The organism is Runella salmonicolor (genome assembly GCF_024158025.1).
In the GTDB taxonomy this organism is placed as follows: Bacteria; Bacteroidota; Bacteroidia; order Cytophagales; family Spirosomataceae; genus Runella; species Runella salmonicolor.
In genome coordinates this window covers 91,536-109,004 of the sequence record NZ_JAMZEL010000008.1, presented here as the reverse complement: position 1 = coordinate 109,004, position 17,469 = coordinate 91,536, and the positions used below count along the sequence as shown (strand labels likewise).

The 17,469-nt window shown below is 48.7% G+C and carries 24 protein-coding genes; 22 read left to right on the top strand and 2 right to left on the bottom strand.

What is annotated here, in order from left to right:
* Nucleotides 1-221 precede the first annotated feature (221 nt).
* From NCI00_RS18580 to NCI00_RS18490, 19 genes are all read left to right on the top strand, one after another.
* The gene (locus tag NCI00_RS18580) at nt 222-896 is read left to right on the top strand and encodes a hypothetical protein (RefSeq protein WP_253530005.1); all 675 of its coding nucleotides are present in this window, start codon (nt 222-224) and stop codon (nt 894-896) included.
* A gap of 38 nt (nt 897-934) precedes the next feature.
* Nucleotides 935-1,741 carry an N-6 DNA methylase gene (locus NCI00_RS18575; RefSeq protein ID WP_253530004.1) on the top strand — a complete coding sequence of 269 codons (807 nt, stop codon included), beginning with the start codon at nt 935-937 and terminating at the stop codon, nt 1,739-1,741.
* 127 nt (nt 1,742-1,868) lie between these two features.
* Complete coding sequence (locus tag NCI00_RS18570; RefSeq protein WP_253530003.1) at nt 1,869-2,147, top strand: hypothetical protein; 279 nt, start codon at nt 1,869-1,871, stop codon at nt 2,145-2,147.
* Nucleotides 2,144-2,416, top strand: a complete 273-nt coding sequence (locus NCI00_RS18565) for a hypothetical protein (RefSeq protein WP_253530001.1) — start codon at nt 2,144-2,146, stop codon at nt 2,414-2,416. The genes NCI00_RS18570 and NCI00_RS18565 overlap by 4 nt, the downstream gene beginning before the upstream one ends.
* 74 nt (nt 2,417-2,490) lie before the next feature.
* Entirely contained in the window at nt 2,491-2,664 is a 174-nt protein-coding gene (locus tag NCI00_RS18560) for a SymE family type I addiction module toxin (RefSeq protein ID WP_253529999.1), read from the top strand.
* Complete coding sequence (locus tag NCI00_RS18555) at nt 2,657-3,226, top strand: AAA family ATPase (RefSeq protein ID WP_253529996.1); 570 nt, start codon at nt 2,657-2,659, stop codon at nt 3,224-3,226. Before NCI00_RS18560 ends, NCI00_RS18555 begins: the two co-directional genes overlap by 8 nt.
* 60 nt (nt 3,227-3,286) lie before the next feature.
* The gene (locus NCI00_RS18550) at nt 3,287-3,835 is read left to right on the top strand and encodes a hypothetical protein (RefSeq protein WP_253529993.1); all 549 of its coding nucleotides are present in this window, start codon (nt 3,287-3,289) and stop codon (nt 3,833-3,835) included.
* Nucleotides 3,832-5,409 (top strand): hypothetical protein, encoded by a 1,578-nt coding sequence (locus NCI00_RS18545; RefSeq protein WP_253529990.1) that lies wholly within the window; start codon nt 3,832-3,834, stop codon nt 5,407-5,409. Before NCI00_RS18550 ends, NCI00_RS18545 begins: the two co-directional genes overlap by 4 nt.
* 234 nt (nt 5,410-5,643) lie before the next feature.
* A complete protein-coding gene (locus NCI00_RS18540; RefSeq protein ID WP_253529987.1) occupies nt 5,644-5,946 on the top strand; it encodes a hypothetical protein in 303 nt (100 codons plus the stop codon).
* Nucleotides 5,943-7,280 carry a hypothetical protein gene (locus NCI00_RS18535; RefSeq protein WP_253529985.1) on the top strand — a complete coding sequence of 446 codons (1,338 nt, stop codon included), beginning with the start codon at nt 5,943-5,945 and terminating at the stop codon, nt 7,278-7,280. The genes NCI00_RS18540 and NCI00_RS18535 overlap by 4 nt, the downstream gene beginning before the upstream one ends.
* A 2-nt stretch (nt 7,281-7,282) precedes the next feature.
* Nucleotides 7,283-8,284 (top strand): DUF6712 family protein, encoded by a 1,002-nt coding sequence (locus tag NCI00_RS18530; protein ID WP_253529982.1) that lies wholly within the window; start codon nt 7,283-7,285, stop codon nt 8,282-8,284.
* Entirely contained in the window at nt 8,284-9,051 is a 768-nt protein-coding gene (locus NCI00_RS18525) for a TMF family protein (protein WP_253529979.1), read from the top strand. Before NCI00_RS18530 ends, NCI00_RS18525 begins: the two co-directional genes overlap by 1 nt.
* Nucleotides 8,967-9,584, top strand: coding sequence for a C40 family peptidase (locus tag NCI00_RS18520; protein WP_253529976.1), 618 nt, complete (start codon nt 8,967-8,969; stop codon nt 9,582-9,584). The genes NCI00_RS18525 and NCI00_RS18520 overlap by 85 nt, the downstream gene beginning before the upstream one ends.
* Nucleotides 9,581-9,943, top strand: a complete 363-nt coding sequence (locus tag NCI00_RS18515; RefSeq protein WP_253529974.1) for a hypothetical protein — start codon at nt 9,581-9,583, stop codon at nt 9,941-9,943. Before NCI00_RS18520 ends, NCI00_RS18515 begins: the two co-directional genes overlap by 4 nt.
* A complete protein-coding gene (locus tag NCI00_RS18510; RefSeq protein WP_253529971.1) occupies nt 9,940-10,233 on the top strand; it encodes a hypothetical protein in 294 nt (97 codons plus the stop codon). Before NCI00_RS18515 ends, NCI00_RS18510 begins: the two co-directional genes overlap by 4 nt.
* A gap of 50 nt (nt 10,234-10,283) precedes the next feature.
* Nucleotides 10,284-10,505, top strand: a complete 222-nt coding sequence (locus NCI00_RS18505; protein ID WP_253529969.1) for a hypothetical protein — start codon at nt 10,284-10,286, stop codon at nt 10,503-10,505.
* Nucleotides 10,483-10,707: a hypothetical protein gene (locus tag NCI00_RS18500; RefSeq protein ID WP_253529967.1), complete on the top strand. Its 225-nt coding sequence runs from the start codon at nt 10,483-10,485 to the stop codon at nt 10,705-10,707. Before NCI00_RS18505 ends, NCI00_RS18500 begins: the two co-directional genes overlap by 23 nt.
* Before the next feature lie 123 nt (nt 10,708-10,830).
* Nucleotides 10,831-11,652 carry a hypothetical protein gene (locus tag NCI00_RS18495; RefSeq protein WP_253529966.1) on the top strand — a complete coding sequence of 274 codons (822 nt, stop codon included), beginning with the start codon at nt 10,831-10,833 and terminating at the stop codon, nt 11,650-11,652.
* A gap of 30 nt (nt 11,653-11,682) precedes the next feature.
* Nucleotides 11,683-12,183, top strand: coding sequence for a hypothetical protein (locus NCI00_RS18490; RefSeq protein WP_253529965.1), 501 nt, complete (start codon nt 11,683-11,685; stop codon nt 12,181-12,183).
* A gap of 28 nt (nt 12,184-12,211) precedes the next feature.
* Here NCI00_RS18490 and NCI00_RS18485 read toward each other — a convergent pair whose 3' ends face one another.
* Entirely contained in the window at nt 12,212-12,727 is a 516-nt protein-coding gene (locus tag NCI00_RS18485) for a hypothetical protein (protein ID WP_253529964.1), read from the bottom strand.
* A gap of 175 nt (nt 12,728-12,902) precedes the next feature.
* Here NCI00_RS18485 and NCI00_RS18480 point away from each other — a divergent pair, with 175 nt between their 5' ends.
* From NCI00_RS18480 to NCI00_RS18470, 3 genes are read left to right on the top strand one after another with little or no spacing between them, the layout of a single operon-like run.
* A complete protein-coding gene (locus tag NCI00_RS18480) occupies nt 12,903-14,972 on the top strand; it encodes a DUF5977 domain-containing protein (protein ID WP_253529963.1) in 2,070 nt (689 codons plus the stop codon).
* Nucleotides 14,969-16,387: a DNA adenine methylase gene (locus NCI00_RS18475; RefSeq protein WP_253529962.1), complete on the top strand. Its 1,419-nt coding sequence runs from the start codon at nt 14,969-14,971 to the stop codon at nt 16,385-16,387. The genes NCI00_RS18480 and NCI00_RS18475 overlap by 4 nt, the downstream gene beginning before the upstream one ends.
* A 2-nt stretch (nt 16,388-16,389) precedes the next feature.
* Nucleotides 16,390-16,959 carry a hypothetical protein gene (locus NCI00_RS18470; RefSeq protein ID WP_253529960.1) on the top strand — a complete coding sequence of 190 codons (570 nt, stop codon included), beginning with the start codon at nt 16,390-16,392 and terminating at the stop codon, nt 16,957-16,959.
* Here NCI00_RS18470 and NCI00_RS18465 read toward each other — a convergent pair.
* Nucleotides 16,956-17,453 carry an AAA family ATPase gene (locus NCI00_RS18465; protein ID WP_253529958.1) on the bottom strand — a complete coding sequence of 166 codons (498 nt, stop codon included), beginning with the start codon at nt 17,451-17,453 and terminating at the stop codon, nt 16,956-16,958. The two genes, NCI00_RS18470 and NCI00_RS18465, sit on opposite strands and share 4 nt — an antisense overlap.
* Nucleotides 17,454-17,469: the final 16 nt, after the last annotated feature.

The window sequence follows — 17,469 nt, the reverse complement described above, 5'->3', positions numbered from 1 at the left end:
AATGCCGATTTTGAACATCTAAGATTGTAGCCTTATCCATCAAAAGCCCAAATTTAGGCAGCCCCTGAACGATGTGTTCAGGGGCTTTTTTGTGCCAAAAAAAACCTAAAAAAACCTCAAAAATAACACGGAAAACGCTTTTTTAATCCGTTCTGTCGGGAGATATTTATATGTAATAAGAAGGAAATCAAACAGTTACATATTTTAATTATCTAAGCAAAATGCAAAATCAAACTATCCCCGCAAAACGCAATTTAGACCGCTACATCGCCGCTACTGGCAAAACCGAAGCCGACTACCAAGCATGGGCAAGCGAAGTTGGCCGCAAAATGCACATCAACAATCTGGACAAACTGATTTGTGCAAAATTCAACCTCTATTCGGCCAATCACCTCTCCAACATTTTGACAGAATTGCCGCTTGGCATCGACGAAAAAGATGTTGAGGCCTACATTCTCGAAAACAGCGTGAATCCATTGGAGCTGGCCACACTTTGGAAAGAAGCCACCAACGAAGTGCAATCGTGGGTGTGCAAAGAAAGCACGATTGCTAATAGCCTTACATTCTTCCCGAAAAGTGATTTTGAACAATTTGGTGATAGAAACCACCTCGTAGATGTAAGCCGCAGATGGTTCAAAGCGGATGGCCTTAACCTTGATACTCAGGCACAAGAAATGAGCGAAAATAGTGGTTTTGAAATCACGGTTCAGGACCTGATTGAGTACGTGATGAAGTACCGCCCAGGAACGTACAAAAACCCCGCACAAGTGAAAGTGAAGCTGATTGAAGAACGCTTCAAGGCCGCTACGACATTCGGCATTAAGGACTACTACGTTAATCACCTGATTAAGTTGTGCCGATTTGAAGAGCAACCTACTGAAGAAGTACCGTTTTAACCTCAACCTCACCCCCTTCTAACCAAAATTTTACTGAAATGCCAAAATCGACGGATGTACCCTCGTGTTTGAGGGATTTTAATGCGGTATTTGAAAAGCTATCTTACCGCCACGGCTGGGGGGATGTGTACGTAGATTTCATAGATTATTCAGTTGCCTGTTTTCTGAATACGGGCGATGTGAAGGTATCTGATTATCTGAAAAAGAAGTACGGAAAGGACTACGAGTATTTTAAACAGCTATTTGCAGAATGGATTAAGGCCCAACATAAACAGCTCAATCAAGGCAAGCAATGGTACGATACATTGGGGATTTTCTACGAAGTGATTGCCTCATCGTCAAAAGCGAGTCATTTGGGGCAGTTCTTCACACCGCCCGATGTGGTGGATATGCTGACAATGATTACGTCTGGCAAGGCAAAAGAAGGCGGTCGGCAGCGCATCGCTGACCCTTGCTCGGGCAGTGGTCGGATGTTGGTTTCGTTTCATGCGCACTTTCCGGGCAACTACTGCTTTGCGGCCGACGTGGACAATATCTGTACCAAAATGACGGCCCTCAATATGATGCTCCACGGCTGCGAAGGTCAGGCCGTTTGTATGAACTCGCTCGACCCAGACGATTGGCGGTTTGGCTACGCTGTCAACCCTTGGATTAGGGAGTTTGGCGGATTGCCTCACTTGGCCCGGATTGAGAAGGAACAATGCTTCCAGTGGCAGGGATTTCAAGCAGACAAGGCCAATTTTGAAAAGAAAACGGCCGAGGCCAAAATAAAAGCTGCAGTGGAAAAAGTGACGGTCAAGGCCGAGCCAATGGTTGGCAAATTTGGGCAACTTTCGTTCTTGTAACTACCTGAAAATAAGGCGTTTTTCGGAAAAATATTTTCGGAAAAACGCTTTTTTAATCCGTTCTGTCGGGAGATATTTATATGTAATAAGAAGAAAATCAAAGAGTTAACCAATTATCTAAGCAAAAATGAAATACGAAAAACAACTGCAGAAACTCGATGCGAAGATTTGCAAAGCCATCAACAACGACCAGAAGAAAAACGGTGGGGCCAACGTAGGAGCGCTTAACTCTCAACGCGAAATAGTTGAATGGGCATTTGGGTCGCGGTCGATTGATTTTGCCATCAATGCATGTAAGCAGGACATTGAGCGCACATTTCGCTACACGACTGAGGCTGAAAAAAAGATTGAAGCCCTCGAAGCCATCCAAAAAGAATTGTTGAAAATCAAAAGCTCTGCACAATGAAAAACTTCGCGATTATCTACGGAATTGGGGACATAGTTGCAACCTATTATGTGAGGGCGATGAACCGGGGTGTGGCTCGGGCAAAGCTCAAGGCTGAACATCCGACGTCAAGGGTGTTGACAATTCGGGAGAACCTGACAGAAGAAAAAAAGGCACTCAAGGAGGCCGCTGCACAAGGCGTGGTGGCGGTAGGCGTGCAGAAAAGTTTGAATTTAGGCTTCTCAGATTTGCCGCTTTTTTCGGAAGACAATCAACTCAAGCTGTTTTAAATGAAGAAAGCCCGCTGGTGGGCGGGCTTTCCGATAATCAAAGTTTAACCTCTAATTATCTAAGCGTTACAAAGATGACAAGAATCCTGAAAGTAAGCAAATCGGCCCGCATAAATGTGAGGCGAAAAGTGAAGTGGGTGCCTGAATTACGGCTCTCTGGTAAGTGGCTGGCCTTGGCGGGAATTGAGCCGGGCGATGTAGTGGAAATAACAGTTTTGAACGGTCAAATCATCATCAACAATGGGTAAGTACGAAATAACGACAAAGAAGGGTTACGATTTTTTTGAATGCAGTTCGGCCCTCCAAAAGTGCATCAGGCGCGGGTTGGAAGATGAGGCGTTGTATTGGGCGGTGGAGCTGTACGATAGTGGTTTTAGTGAGTACATTTGGAAGCGGTTGCGAATCATGAGCAGTGAAGATGTTGGCTTGGCTCAACCTAACATATCATCCGAGATTTGGGCGTTGTACTGCATGTTTAAGGAGCAATCGAAGAAAAAGGAAGACACCAACGAGCCGCAACGATTGTTTTTGACACACGCGGTGTTTTTACTCTGCCGGTCGAAGAAATCACGGCTCATTGATTGGGCATTGCTGTTTGCTTGGCTCACGCATCCGTTCAAGAAATTGCCAGTACCCGATTTTGCATTCGACAAACACAATGACCGCGGTCGACGTGCCGGTCGAGGTTGGTCGCACTTTTTTACGGAAGGCACTTTGCTTGCCAATCGTGCTGAGGTAGAAAGAGAAGAGGAGTTTAGAGAAGCCGCCAAAAAGGCCATCAGTGACCCGGGCGGCACGAGTCTGTTTTAGAGTCCTATAACGATTGACGGGTCTAGCGCAAATTGCGTTAGACCTTTTTTTGTGTGCAAAATGCTGGCAATCGTAGACGAAAAACAAGCCCATAAGCTTGACATTTACTTAGAACATTTGAACCCCAATATCAGGCGGCCATTGCCCAAAAAGCAAGCGGATACGCTAGATAAGTATTGGAAAATCTTCGGTTGGCGGTGTAAGCTGTTTTCGCCTGAGGCAACGCGTAAGTTGATAATGCAGGAATGGAGCTGCTCCTATTCCTGGGCGTGCGAAATGTACGGCGACATGGAGTACATTTTCGGAAAAACGGAAGAGATTAACAAAAACGTGCATCGTCGGATTCTGCTTGAGCATTACTACACCGCTCTCACGATGGCGGTGCAGGGCAAGAACTCCGACCCGCTCAAGGCCGCGCAGGTGATTTGTAATATCTCGGACAAAATAGCCCAACTCCTGGGCATTGGTGAGGAAAGCCAACAAATCCCTCCAGAGCTGCTTATGCCGAAACGGCAGGTGACCTATTTTGTGGGTACGATGAACGTGCAGATGAATACGCCTCATGAGCCGACCGCCATTCCACTTCCACCCAACGACGAAGAGATATGAGCGCAACCAACATTCTGAACGTAAGGGTGAATGCGAAACAGCTTACATTTTTGCAGGCTGTTTCGACCAATCAGGCCGATTTCATCCAACCCGACCCCAAAAATCCGACCTATGGGCAAGCCTATCAGGACGGGCTACGTGCCTGTTTTCAAGGCGCGCGGGGGAGTGGAAAAACCAACGTATTGCTTCGATTGTTGGCCGAATCATCGTTTGAATTGCCGGGTGCTTTGGCAGGTTTGGCGGGAAAGACATTTAAGCAGGTGCAGGATATTGTACTCTCTCAAGCCAAAACGGTTTGGGAGGAATACGGGTTGATTGAGTTCAACACGAAGTACAAGGATTTTGGGCATTATGTGGTGAACTGTCGGCCGCCGGCTCATTGGCCCAAACCGCACAACTCGCCCAAGGCCTTCGAGAATACGATCACGTTTTGCAACGGCTATACCATCATTATGATTTCGGCCGATAGGCCCGAAACCCAACGCGGGTTGAATTTGGATCAACTCTTCATCGACGAATCGGCCACGATTAGCAGAGAATTTATGAAGGTGATACGCCCGACGGTTCGAGCCAACAAATTCAAATATAGCGACCCCCGACCCGAACGAAACGGCACCTATAACCACCCATTGCATTGGTTGGTGTGCGATTTTACGTCGGCGCCTTGGCTCCCTGAAGGAAAGTGGATTTATCAGACACGTGATAAGGCGAGGGAAAACCCGAATCGTTTTTTTTGGATTGAGTCAACGGCCTATGATAACCTTGAGTTTTTGCCGGGTAACTTCATTGAATCACAGCGCGAAGATTTAACACCTAGTCAATTCGACGTTGAGATATTGAACATCCCGTATAATAAGATTGAAGGCGGTTTTTATAGCGCGTTTTCTGCATCGACGCACAGCTACGACAAAACGTATCGCTATGTATGGAATGCGACGACTGGCAAGTCGGACGAAATAAGGCTGGATTATGACCCCGAACGAGCACTGGAAATAAGCTTCGATTTCAACAGTAAGTTTACGAGCATGGTTGTGGCTCAAGATTTCGGGGATGAATTCAGGTTTATTGACTGCTTCTATGTGAAGTCCTCGACCACTACCCTCATAGATAGCCTAATGGGTATGTTTCATGGTAAGTATGGTAAGCATAAGAAAAAGAAGGTCACACTATACGGGGATGCCTCAGGGAAAGTAGTACCTCCAGATAAGACTAAGTCCATATACCAGCAGATACGTGAGACCTTCACAGGGTGGAGCTATACAGAGAAAGTACGTGGCTATAACGTTAAGTATAAGTTTAGATACAAGGTTATCAACACACTCCTATTAGAGCAGAAGCCTGAGCTTCCTCGCATCCGCATGTCTCAAGACAACTGCAAACCTCTCATCATCAGCATCGAATCAGCACCGATTGACTCGAAGTATGAGAAGGACAAGACATCGGAACGAAGAAAGAATTTTCCTCAAGAGTTCGCAACTCACTTGAGCGACGCTTTCGATTATCTGCTTTATGAAAAATTCTCAAAAAAAGTTCTGGTTTCATCACGACGCACCACCGGTATCATCGCCCATTAATACCCAAAAAAGGCGTGGCACATATCCCCCTGTCGGCACTGGCGGTCGCCAACAGGGTTAAGGGCGGGCCTATCCTTAGCATACGGGCGGAATATTTCGGGGTGCTTTTTGGGGTAAGCCGTTGATTGAAAGGTTCTTAGATAATTTCCAGAGCGGAATGAGTTGATTTTAGGGCGGTTTTGGGGTTGCGTCCTACGCTGTAAGCTCGGTTTGCCTCAATTTAGCAGAAAAAATATGGCAGAATTTCAAATTACAATCTCTGAAGTATTGCGAAAAATCCGAAACGGCGGGGAAAAACACAGCTTCTCCCTCACTTATCGGAAAGAAGGCGGTAAGGCAGGAGAAAAAGAAAATGTCCGTAATCGGGTGGCAGTGTTTGAGTCGGATGTTCGCGAAAAACGCGACCTCGCAAGCATCACACACGAAACGCAGGAAGCGGGAAAACTGCACCTCGTAGACGAATACGGCCAAAAGTTTGACCTTTTCATTTGCCTGCTTACATCATACAACGGAAAGTTAATCGACCATTCAAAATGACGAAACGTCTCGGAAGAATTGCAACGAGTTCACAGAAAGCAGCCATCGAACTGCCGAACATGGACCAAAAATACGACGATAACGTCGGCCGGGGTAGCTCGGTACGCGTTACTGTCAAAGGGCAAGAAATTGACATTTACCCTTGGGGTTCAAATAACCGACTGCCCGACGAAATGATTGCCCTTCTTCGCTCCAATGGCGACGTCGGAAACCTCATCGACGCGCGGTTAGACTTCCTTTTTGGGGCGGGTACTGGTCTTTTTCGTCGCATAAACGACAAAGGCGATGTCGTATTCGAGCCGTTTTTCAACCAATCGGCCGCCCAATACATCGCCGACCAAGAACTCACCGAGTATGTCGATGGGGCCGCTACGCACCTGATTGAATGCTCAAGCGCGTTCGTCAACGTATCGAAGGCGAAGAAGTACACGAAGCTGACCGCCCTCGACCCGCTCACCGTCCGTTGCCAACGCCTCAAGGCTGGACAATTCCGAAAGGAACAGTTCGCAATCAGCTCGTCATGGGGACAGTCAGGCCAAAAACGTGCAGCTCTCGCGCCTGCTTATCAGTATGGTTCCGAGTCAAACCCATCTGAATCCATCACCCAATTGATGCGCGTTCAAACTGGCCAATACTACTACGGATATTCCCGGTGGTGGAGTTCGGCCGAGTGGATTAAACTCGCCAACCGCATCCCCAAATTTCACAATTCGGCCCTTGACACCGAGTATAATGTTGCCCATATCTGCCGAATCGCCGACCAGTATTTCGATACTATGTTTGCCATCGAAGGCATCGAAGATGACAAAGAAAAAGCCGCCTATCGTGATAAGTTTTACACCATGATGGATGAAATCGTTTTCAACAAAGAAGGCGCTCGACGCATCATCTACGACGAATGCCCCGTTGGCGAAGATGGCAAAATGCACGGCTGGATTGAGTTGATTCCTGTCAAGCGCAGCATTACCGGTACCGAGTATACCGAGCTATACCGCTCGGCCGTTCTGGCCTTCGCCAATGCCTCGGGAATCCTTGCGCAGCTCACGGGTATCAATGACGGCAAAGTAATGGGTGGCAGCGGTTCAGAGCTTCGCGTAACGGCTGAATATCAGCAGTTCTATCGCACACCGCGCGAACGGGAATTGATACTCAAGCCCCTGAACAATATCATCATCCCTGAAATGAGAAAGTTGTTCAACCTGCCTGCCGACGTTGTTTTTGGCTTCAACAATATCCTGCTTGAGTCGCTGAACAAATCCAAATCAGGCAGTTCCGAAGTCGGTACCGGCGGTCAGAACGCCACCAAGCAAACGCAAAAATCAACCCAACAATAGGCATGAAACTGATAACCACCACCGAGCAACTTCGGTCTTTTCTCGGAGCCGCTTACTCGGCCAGTGACGACATCAACCGCATCATGCCGTATTTGGATTTGGCTGAGGATAATGTCATTGCCAAGGCCCTCGGCCCCGAGCTGTTGACCTACCTCAAAGACACCGTCGCGCCCAACGAATCAGCCGCCAACGAACACTACAAATACTTGCTTGGTCTCATTCGTCGGGCGCAGGCTTTCTATGGCTACGCGGCCTATCTTCCTTATGCGACTGGCAATGATGGCAACAACGGTTTGCAGGAAACCAAGACCGAAAAAACCCAGCCAGTCCGTCAGGCCATGTTGGAAAAACGCATTGCCGCCACCGCCGAAAATGCCGCTACCTCCTTAGAATCAGCCCTGTATTTACTTTTCACGAAGGCCGAAAATTACCCGACTTTTGCCACTTCGGCCACCTATCTGGCCGCTTGTGAATTGTTCATCCGAAATGCCACCGAACTCAAAAAGGCCTGCCCTTACACACGCGGTTATTATCGGTTATACCTCTCCATGCGCGAATACATGGAAGAGCGTCAGCGCAAATCCATCGTTCCCGCCCTCGGTGCCGACTATTGCGAACAGCTACTCGAAGCCCAGAAAAACGATGACCTAACCGAAGCCGAAACCCGCCTCATGCCCTACATTCAACGGGCGCTTGGCTACGCGGCCTATGAGGATTCAATGATGTTTCTCAACGTCGTGCAGCTCCCGTCGGGAGGGCTTCGCGTCTTGAGTGAGTTCGATGGTATCAACAATCAACGGGCGCTGTCCGACCAAGACAAACTTTTCTGCGAGTACAAACGTACCGTTGGCCTCGAAGCCGAAGCCAACCTCAAGGAGCTAAAACGCTACTTGGATGCCCACGCCGACGAGCTGCCCGATTACATCCCCACCCCTGTCGAAAATCGCGGCCAAACGTGGCCTGTTGATAATACCAAATACAAAACCATAATCCGTTTGAGATAATGAAAAATGACAGAATTCCCATTGGTCGAGCGCCTTTTACCGTCAACAAAACCGAAACCCCCACCATGAGCGACGAACTCACCCCCGAACAACTCATTGCCCAAGCCAATGAAATGGTCCGCAAAGCGCAGGAAATGGGCGCCCAAGCCGAAAAAGCCAAGGTCGAAAAACTGGAAAAAGACCGCGCTTGGGACATGGAGACCATCACCATGCTTCGCAAGGAAATCAAGAAGATGGAGTTTGTCGAAAAAGGCACAACCGATCCCGAAAAACGCGCCGAGCTTTTTACCAAAATTGAAAAGTATCGAAGCGACATTTCTGATTTGGAGGAAAAATATGGGCTAAATATCCCCGCCCCACCTTTGGAAGTCGCCACCCCTGTCGAGTATACGCCCAGCTCCACGGCCATTTTGGTTACCACCCTCAAGATTGCGGCCCTGTTGCTTTTCTGTTGGGGAATTGTCCTCTATTCTGGCGATTGGATTGTTGCCAAATACCCCAATGCCGCCATCTACAACGAAGTGAGTTTCCAGAAAGTCATGTTCGGGTTTTCGGTGTTCATCGGTGGCTTTGTGAGTGTCATCATCGCGCTCAACGTTTTCTTTCCGGGCTTCGGAAAGTATTTCAACCCGTTCAATCATTCAGGATTAGATTTTCTCGAAGACTTCCAAACCCTCACCCCATGGCAACGAAACGCTATTTCATTGGGCTTATTCTTTTGCTTACTTTTTGCCTTCGTCCTGATTGCCGGGGGCAAGTTGGATTAACGCCCAACGATTCCCTCCGTGAGGTGATTTACAAAATCGCGTTGGCCGAAGTCGGCCTACGCGAACCCCACGGCCGCAACGACCATCCGCGGATTCTTGACTATCATCGGTCGGTCAGCTCCTACCTCGCCAAGCTCAAGCCGATACCGCCCTACTGCGCGTCATTCGTGTACTATTGCTACAGCAAGGCAGGGCTAAAACCCACGGCCATTTCGGCCCCTGCCCGCGCCCGCGATTGGTTCAAGGTAGACAGTCGAATCGTCCTTACCCAACAGACCTTGCGCGGCAATCGTCGCATGGTCAAAATGCCCAAACGGGGCGATGTAGTCGGGTATATTTTCAGCGGTGGCAACATTTCACACATCGAAATCCTCGACAAAATAGACATCGAAGAGGGCTATATCTACGCCATCGGTGCCAACACGTCGGGTTCAAACGCCTACAATACCGTCAACCGCGAAGGCGATGGCGTCTATTATGTACGTCGCCGTATCAAAATGTTCTACCGAATCGCCAACATCGTCGGGAAATGAAGCGGCCGATTATTTCACCTCTGACTTTTACTGCGGTTGCCTTAGTTGGTATGGTTGCAGGATGTCTTTTTGTGTTGGTTTTTCGCTACCTAAAACCCAAAAAACCGCCGACCCCCACGCCCATCGTCGAGGTGTCGGTCGTAGTTCCACCCAAAAAACCCGATTTCGTCGCCTCTGATTCACTCATTGCCCTGCGAATTAAGCACCTCAAAACGCCCAAAAAAGCAGAGAAGTTCTATCAGAATTACGAACAGGAATTACGGGCGTTGATTCGCCACAACGAAGAAAAAATAATTGCACCCCTACGGCTGCAGTTGCAAAAACAAAAGAGCTTTCACCTCAAAAACTCAGTACAATGATTGACCAAAACAAACTCTCGGCCGTTGATCGCGTTGCCGCTCCCACCCCCAAATTCTTCGCCATCATCCGCAACATCGGCATCGTGTTGGCGGCCGTCAGCGGTGCCGTAATCGCCATGCAGCAGCAAGGAATCGAATTACCCGAAATCGTCGCACTCTTGGCCGACAAATCCGCTTGGATTGCGGGTCTCATTGCCGCGCTTGTGTCCCAATTTACCGTCGATTTCAAGAAACTGTCAGGCGAAAACATCATCGCCTCGGTCGGCAACGTCGTAAAAAAAAAGGCCTGATAGCCTCCCTTACCTCCAATCGCTGGCCCTACGTATTCGCGGCATTTTTCGTGATTATCGGGCTGGCGATTTGGCAACAATACCGCCAAAAAAACAACACTGCAGTAGAAAAACAAACTGCCAAAACACATGCCGAAACTGTACAAAAATTGGAGAAAAAACGTCAAATCAACCGCGCTGACGTGGACAATATCCCTGTTGATTCTCTTGCTGTTGAGCTTGAACGCGCATACTCAAAACCTAACTCCTATGAGGCACATCACGATAAGTGAAATCGTGGCCCGCAATGCCCTCAAGTACAAAATAGACGCCGAAAGTTTCTACATGCAGAGCATCCACAAAGACACCATCATTGCCGCCCAACGTAGCGAGATTGTGAAGCTCAAGCGCAAAATGTTCTGGAAATCGGTCGAGTCCTGGGCATGGCGTGGCGGTGCCGTTTTTGTCATTATTCGTTTTTCAAAATGCAACTGAAATGTTCAAAAAAATAGTCTTCTGGATATTGGTCGGCATCGTGGCCATCGGCTCGCTCATGCTTGGCATTCTTGCCTTTTTCGCCTTTGGCATGGTAGATGGAATCATTAACGCCATGAACCGATGCTTGAAATAACCCTCGGCCGCCGCCGCCTCCAAGCCCCCGAAAATTGGGAGGAATGTTCGCCCGAACAGGTCAAAACATTCCTGCTCATCCACCGGGCCCCTATCGAAGAACGTTCCCGCGCTTTTTGGGAAAAACTCGTACAAACGTGGCTGGGCCTCAACGATAAGCAGTGGAAAAAACTGGTCTTGAGTTTTCAGCAATGGCTAACCTTCAAGGAAATGCTCACGTGGGTTTTTGAAGATGAACTCAAAGGTCAACCCTTCGATTATTTCGACTTTGAAGGCGTTCGCTACCTGTTGCCAGAAGATGAATTCGCCAACACTTCCGCGCTTGAGGTCGCGGTCGGCAACATGCTTTTCACCGAGTTTGCCCACCCCACCGAACCCGACTTGTCGGCACTGGACCTGCTCGTTGCTACCTTTTGCCGCCCCCAACGCGACGATTTGTACACGTTTTTCCAGTCGGCCGACTGGAATGGCGACAACCGCGAGCCCTACAATCAGGCCCGCGCCAACGAACGCGCCAAAACCTTCGCCGCCCTCGACATCGGAATCAAGGTATCATTCCTGACTTATTTCGAAAAAATGAACCGCGCTTTTTTGGATGAATTCTCGGAATTGTTCGGAAAATCAGAGTCAGAACCCCGTTATCAAGACGGTATGGGCTGGATGATGATGCTCAAAAACACCGCCAAACAGGGTATTTTTGGCAATTTTGAACAAACGTGCAATCAACCTGCCCGCACCGTTTGGGCGTTTATGCTCGACGATGTTCTCGACCAAAAGGCCATCGAAGCCGAGCGCGAAAAGCAGGAATAAGAGTCAAACCGCTAACCACCTCCCCCAACCATGCAAGTTAAAATTGACGACCTTATTGGCCTCGAAGCCTATGTTTCCATCTTGGGCGTTCGTATACCCGAAATCACCGACTATTGCTACCTTGGCGAGGGCGAAGAATTCAACGATGCCATTCAGTCTTATTTCAACAATAAGTACAAACCCGGCATCACGTTATTCCTCGGCATTTTCGACTCAGCCGACCGCGACAATGCCGCCAATCATTCCATAGCTCCCGTCATTTGTCAGATTTGCGTACTCACCAAGGCCGACCCAAAGAAAGAAAAAGCCACGCTCATCGCCCGAAACGACACGTGGAAAGCAGCTCTCAAGGTTATCGGTACTATGGATAGGGACATGGAGGAAACCAACCGCGCCAACCTCAAAAACCGCCTACGCATCGAAACCGACGCCAAACGCCTCATTCCACTCGAAAAAGAAGCCAACGTTGATGCTTGGGGATGGGGTTTCGAGGTCACTTTCAATATTCCTGTCAATTCACTCAAATACTAATTTTCCAGAAACTAACCCAATTTATCAATTACTTATTATCTGGTTTGGGAGGATTAGTATGTTCTGTCATAACAATATTTGATTCTCCGTCTTTGGTAGTTGAAGTGACTTTTTTTTGAGTCCCAAAATAAAAACCTACTACAACTAAAGCTAAATCTTTTAATGAACCTGCATTAGAAACCCCAGCTAACGCACCAATTGTAAACGCAGATATTATAAGTATGGCTATCAAACTTTGAACATTCCATTCAAGTTTAAAATTAGGAGATGTGAATGAAATACCCAATTTTCTGAGAATCCATTCAAGAATTAATAGGATAATAATTAATTGTAAAAATGGCCTAAGAAATATAAAGACTTCTATGCTTAAACTTTTTATATCCTCACTTAAAGTATTAAAAATTGTGCTATATTCACTTTGGGCATTGAGCTTAAAAAAAACACCTACTCCTTCGAATATGACGAATAGGAATAGTAGCACCCAAAAGATACCTTTGGAGTATCCAAAAATTTCTCTTAGCGGATTTGTTGGTTCTGTTGCCATAGTCGGTTTAGGATATATTTTTTATATTTTAAAATACAATTTAAAGTTAAAAAAATGAAGCTGAAATAACTTAAAGACTAAGCTAAATATATTCGAATAGTTATTGAGTGGTTATTCTCCTTCGTCCTATTCCACATTTCCGAGATAATCCATTTTGCATCAAAAAAACTGCATAATGGATTATCTTGCTTCATTCCGAACCTTGCCGCTCCGATTGGCAGGAAATCAACTCATTGTCAACGTCGAAGCGCCCGAAGAGATTGAGAATCGGGCCGAGCTATTGTATCGCCTCGATATTCACAAACCCAAGGCTTTTCGGTCGGGTATCTACGAGCTGTACCAATCCCTTCGCGGCCGCGAATTGCCCCCGATTGTCGATGGCGAAAACATCTACCTCGAAGGCTGCAACTTCGACCTTTCGGAATTCGTCTGGAGTCTGCTTGAGCTCACGCCCCCCACCCATGACCAAAAAAACATCACCCTGCAACCGTTGGCCGTGATGCCCATTTTTTCAAAAACATGGGTTGACCCTTACCAAGTTACGACCGAAGACACCAACCCAATTGAATACATTCTTCGCGGAAAACTGCACGAAGAACAGTTCGCCGGTTGGCAAGAATCCTTCTTCACCGAGTACATCGCCGATCACCGTAATTTTCTCACGTGGCAGCCCAACACTGGCAAACTCATTGAGCGGAATCAGCCCGAATTTTTGAGTTATTTGGTCCACCATGACCCCGTTCCCACGGCACTAAAAGTCCGCCTCGATGTGACTTTTGCAGACGGCTCCCGCTCGGCTATCCTCACCCCAATTGAGCTAGATACCGTCGATAATTTTTCCCTGTACACCATCCCCGTTGGGTTCTTAGCCCTCGGATTGGATGCACTGGAGGCGAGCACCGAAAAAGAAATCCACAGTTACCGCGTGTGGCTCTCCGACCAAAACACCCACCAACTGACCGAAGAGCGCCGCTACATCGTCAATGCTGAGTACACCCACTACGTGCGCTTTTTGGTTTTCAACAACAGCCTCGGAGGTTGGGATACCCTGCGTGTGCATGGCGTAGTCCAAGAACAACTATCCACCGTGGCCACCACGTTTCAGCGCCAATTGGAGGCCAATTACCTGCCCGCTTCCGAAGAAACATTCATCGTCAACATCGTCGGCGACCGAATGCTCACCGTCGCCACGGGTCACCAACCCGACCGAGCATGGCTAAATTATCTGGAGGAACTTATGTGGGCTGAAAAAGTGTACGTCGTTACGGCCGAGGGCATGGTCCCCATCGTGCGTACTAATGCCGCTTTCGACGCTCCCGACGATGAGGAAGATTTCGGCGGTCGTACCTTCTCCTTTCGCCGTTCCAAAGAGGCCAAGGCGTTCAGCTCGCTACCAGTCGCCACCATCAGCACCACGGCCCGCCCTACTCAGTGGATTCCGATTGAGCCGTATTGCCTCGTGTCGGCCAACGGCATCCGCACTGGACAACGCTCTTTTTCCAGACTCGAATTGCGATACTCCGACGGTCTGCAGGAGCGTGTAAAAGGCGTAGCCCGAAAGGCCAACGTCCCCGGCACTGTTGGCTATGTTTCTTCTTTTGCAAGCGAAGAATGTGCCGTCACGCCCTACCTCAACGTCTTAATTTCGGCACTTGGCAGCTTCAAAAACACGACTTGCCCAAGCCCACAAGTAGGAGAAGCCCCCACCATCGTCGTGGCGGCCGCCACCTTTGGGAGTGAATCTTCGCAGGCTGAAGCCGACGCCCGCGCATCGGCCGCATGGAATGCCCTCAACACGCAGGCCTACGCCAACACCAACGGCCCTTGCGTCACTGCCCCTTGGGACTATACCGTTTCCGTCCCCGCAGGTCAGTTTCACTATCGTTCCAATGCACCCTCCCGCATTGGATTATACCACTACGGCAGCGGTGGGGCGCTCGACAAAGGCAATCACGTTTGGCTCGTCGGCCAATCTGGTACGTACATTTTTGCGCCTGGCACAAACGACCTTGATTTTCCCGTTCAAACTGGCTGGTATCTACACGCCTACGGCACCGCTGGCACGAGCTACCGCATGAAAATCTACAAAAACGGCTCCCTTCGCAAAAACGTCAGCGGCACTTTTGGTTCGAGTGGTTACGAAAACCACTACATGTTCGATGAAGCTGGCGGCCCGGGCGGTGGTGGCACATTGTACAGCCCTGTGAGTTTAGATAAGTTCTACATCTTAATCGAAACGATATGATAAGCACCCTCGACATCCGCATCGAAGGCGAGCCGGTTGACCTTAACGTTGGAGCTGCATGGGAACTGCAGCTCCTCAACTCCATGCTCAACATCGACGCGCCCAAAGGCTCACGCGCCATCGGTATCACGGTTCCGTTTACGCCCAAAAACACCGCGTTCCTCGGTCAAATCCATCACCCGCAGGTCGGCAATACCAAGCGCAATTTCTACACTGATATTTACCTCGCCACCACGCTCATCGACATGGGCTATATGTACCTGAAAGATGCCGTCAATGCCTATCAGTTCGATTTTACGTCCAACATTGCCGAATTTTTCGGGGCTTATCAAACCCGACTTTTGAGCGAGTTGGACTTGGGCAGCATACCCGTTCCCGTCTATAACGACACCCTCGCAACCCTCTGGCAAAGCACCAACGGATGTTGTTTTCCAACGATTAAGAACCCCGTTTTCTACGAAAAAAACGTACCTGGTACTTACGACGGATTCATTAACAAATACACGGCCAGTAGTTACGTAAGTACCTCACCCAAAGTGCCTTGTTTTTTTATGAAACACATCCTCCAAAAAGTCGGAGACCTCGCAGGCGTGAGCTTCGCGGGTGAGTTCTGGTCCGATGCCCGCACGGCTGCCCTCCTACTTTACAATACCCGCGAGGTAGGCACCGCTCCCGCCATCGAGCGCCGATTGTTCATGCCCGAAATGACCATCGGCCAACTGATTCTTGGACTTCGCAAAACCTTCAATCTGCGCTTGAGCTTCGACGTGTACCGCCGTGTTTTGAGGATGGATTATTCCAAAAACGTCTACAATGGCGCTTGTACTTTCGACCTAAGTTCCAAGGCCCGCCGCCCAAATGGTGGCAGTCCGTTCAGCTCGGCAGGCTTGGAGCTTTCTTGGACGGTCGATAGCGGCGACCAACTCAACAAGGACACCTTCTTTCTTCCCTACGCCACGGCAGTGCCTGTTGGGGGTGGGCAACTCCAAAAAGTCCAATCACCGTTCCGCTCCCTGATGATGGATGCAGGCCTACCCTACACCAAGCAGTTCGGCATTACGGCCGACCAGGGCGAAAAAAAATTCGTACCCGGATTGCTCTATTGGAAAGGCGTAGTCGGTGGCGTGCCGCTGGCTTCAAACACCAACGGAACCACTGTTCTGGACTGGAACCACGTCAACGGATTATACGCCAATTTCTGGCAGGAAGAGGAGGCATTTCGCCAAAACGCCTACAAAATTCAACAGCGAATGGCCCTCAATACCTATGAAGTGGCCCGCGTGTCGAGCATCTTGCGTGGCGAGTCCGACGAGCTGCCCATCTTCCACCACAACGGCACCAACTACCTGATTGATGAATTGATTGTTCCTTCCAACAAACCGAATCTCCCACAAATGACCGCTTGGCGGCTATAATTATGGAACCAATCTATAAAGTAACACAGGAAGAATTTGAAAAGGCCGTAGCCGAAGAGGTCAACGAAATCACCGAAGCCGCACTGCAGCAGTTCCGCAATGCCCTCGAACGTCAAAACCTCGTACTGACCGCCGACCTGAAAAACTCCTTCAAAAAATTCGTGGTAGCCAACTCCGTGGCGATGATAGCACAGGCCCACATTGAGTTCAACAGTTACGGCCGTTTTAAGGACATGAAGCGCTACACGTATAGCCAATCTATCCCACCCGTACACGAAATGGAATGGTTCATTTACAAAGAAGGGGTCGAAAATTTTGGGTGGATTCACGATTACAAGGGCCTGAAAAACCGCCCATCAGCCTTCACGTCTGACGACCGCACCATCAACCGCATCGCGTGGATTATTGCCATGAACAAGCGTCGTTTCCCCGATGTAAAGCGTGGCTATCGGGGTAGTTGGTACAATGAAAACAAAATGAAGTTTATCAACGAAGTCAAAAAACGCCTGAGGTGGCGTATCAATTCAGCGGTTCACTCTGCTATGCGCGGCCGCTTCGACGAACGCTCTTAGACCATTGTGTCGGGCAGTCTATCCATGATTTGCCCGGCACATTCTTCCGCACTGTTGACGTTAAAAATCCTCGCCTGAACTGGCAAAACGGATGCCCTACTTTCTTCCTCAATCGAACGCTCAAAATACATAATCGGCTCAATATAGCCCCTAACTTTTCGGTCACGTTGCCTACGAATCCGCTCATTGAGCGGCGCTTCTAGGTACACCGTAAATACCTCAAGTTCATAATAGAATTTCAAATACTGATACACTTCGCGTAGATTCTGCGATGTTCCCGAGGTTTCCAGTATAATGTATCGGCATTCATTTATACGATTGCTTAATTCCATCCACGCATTAAATTCCTTCATTGGCGTATTGGAACCATATTTCAATCTAAAATCATCAATCGCCAAAACCTCGTATTGTGGCAGATACTCAAGCAGCTCCTTGATGACCGTCGTTTTGCCTGTCGCTCTCGGCCCTACGATGTTGATGATGAATTTTTTCATACCCGAAAATTACGTC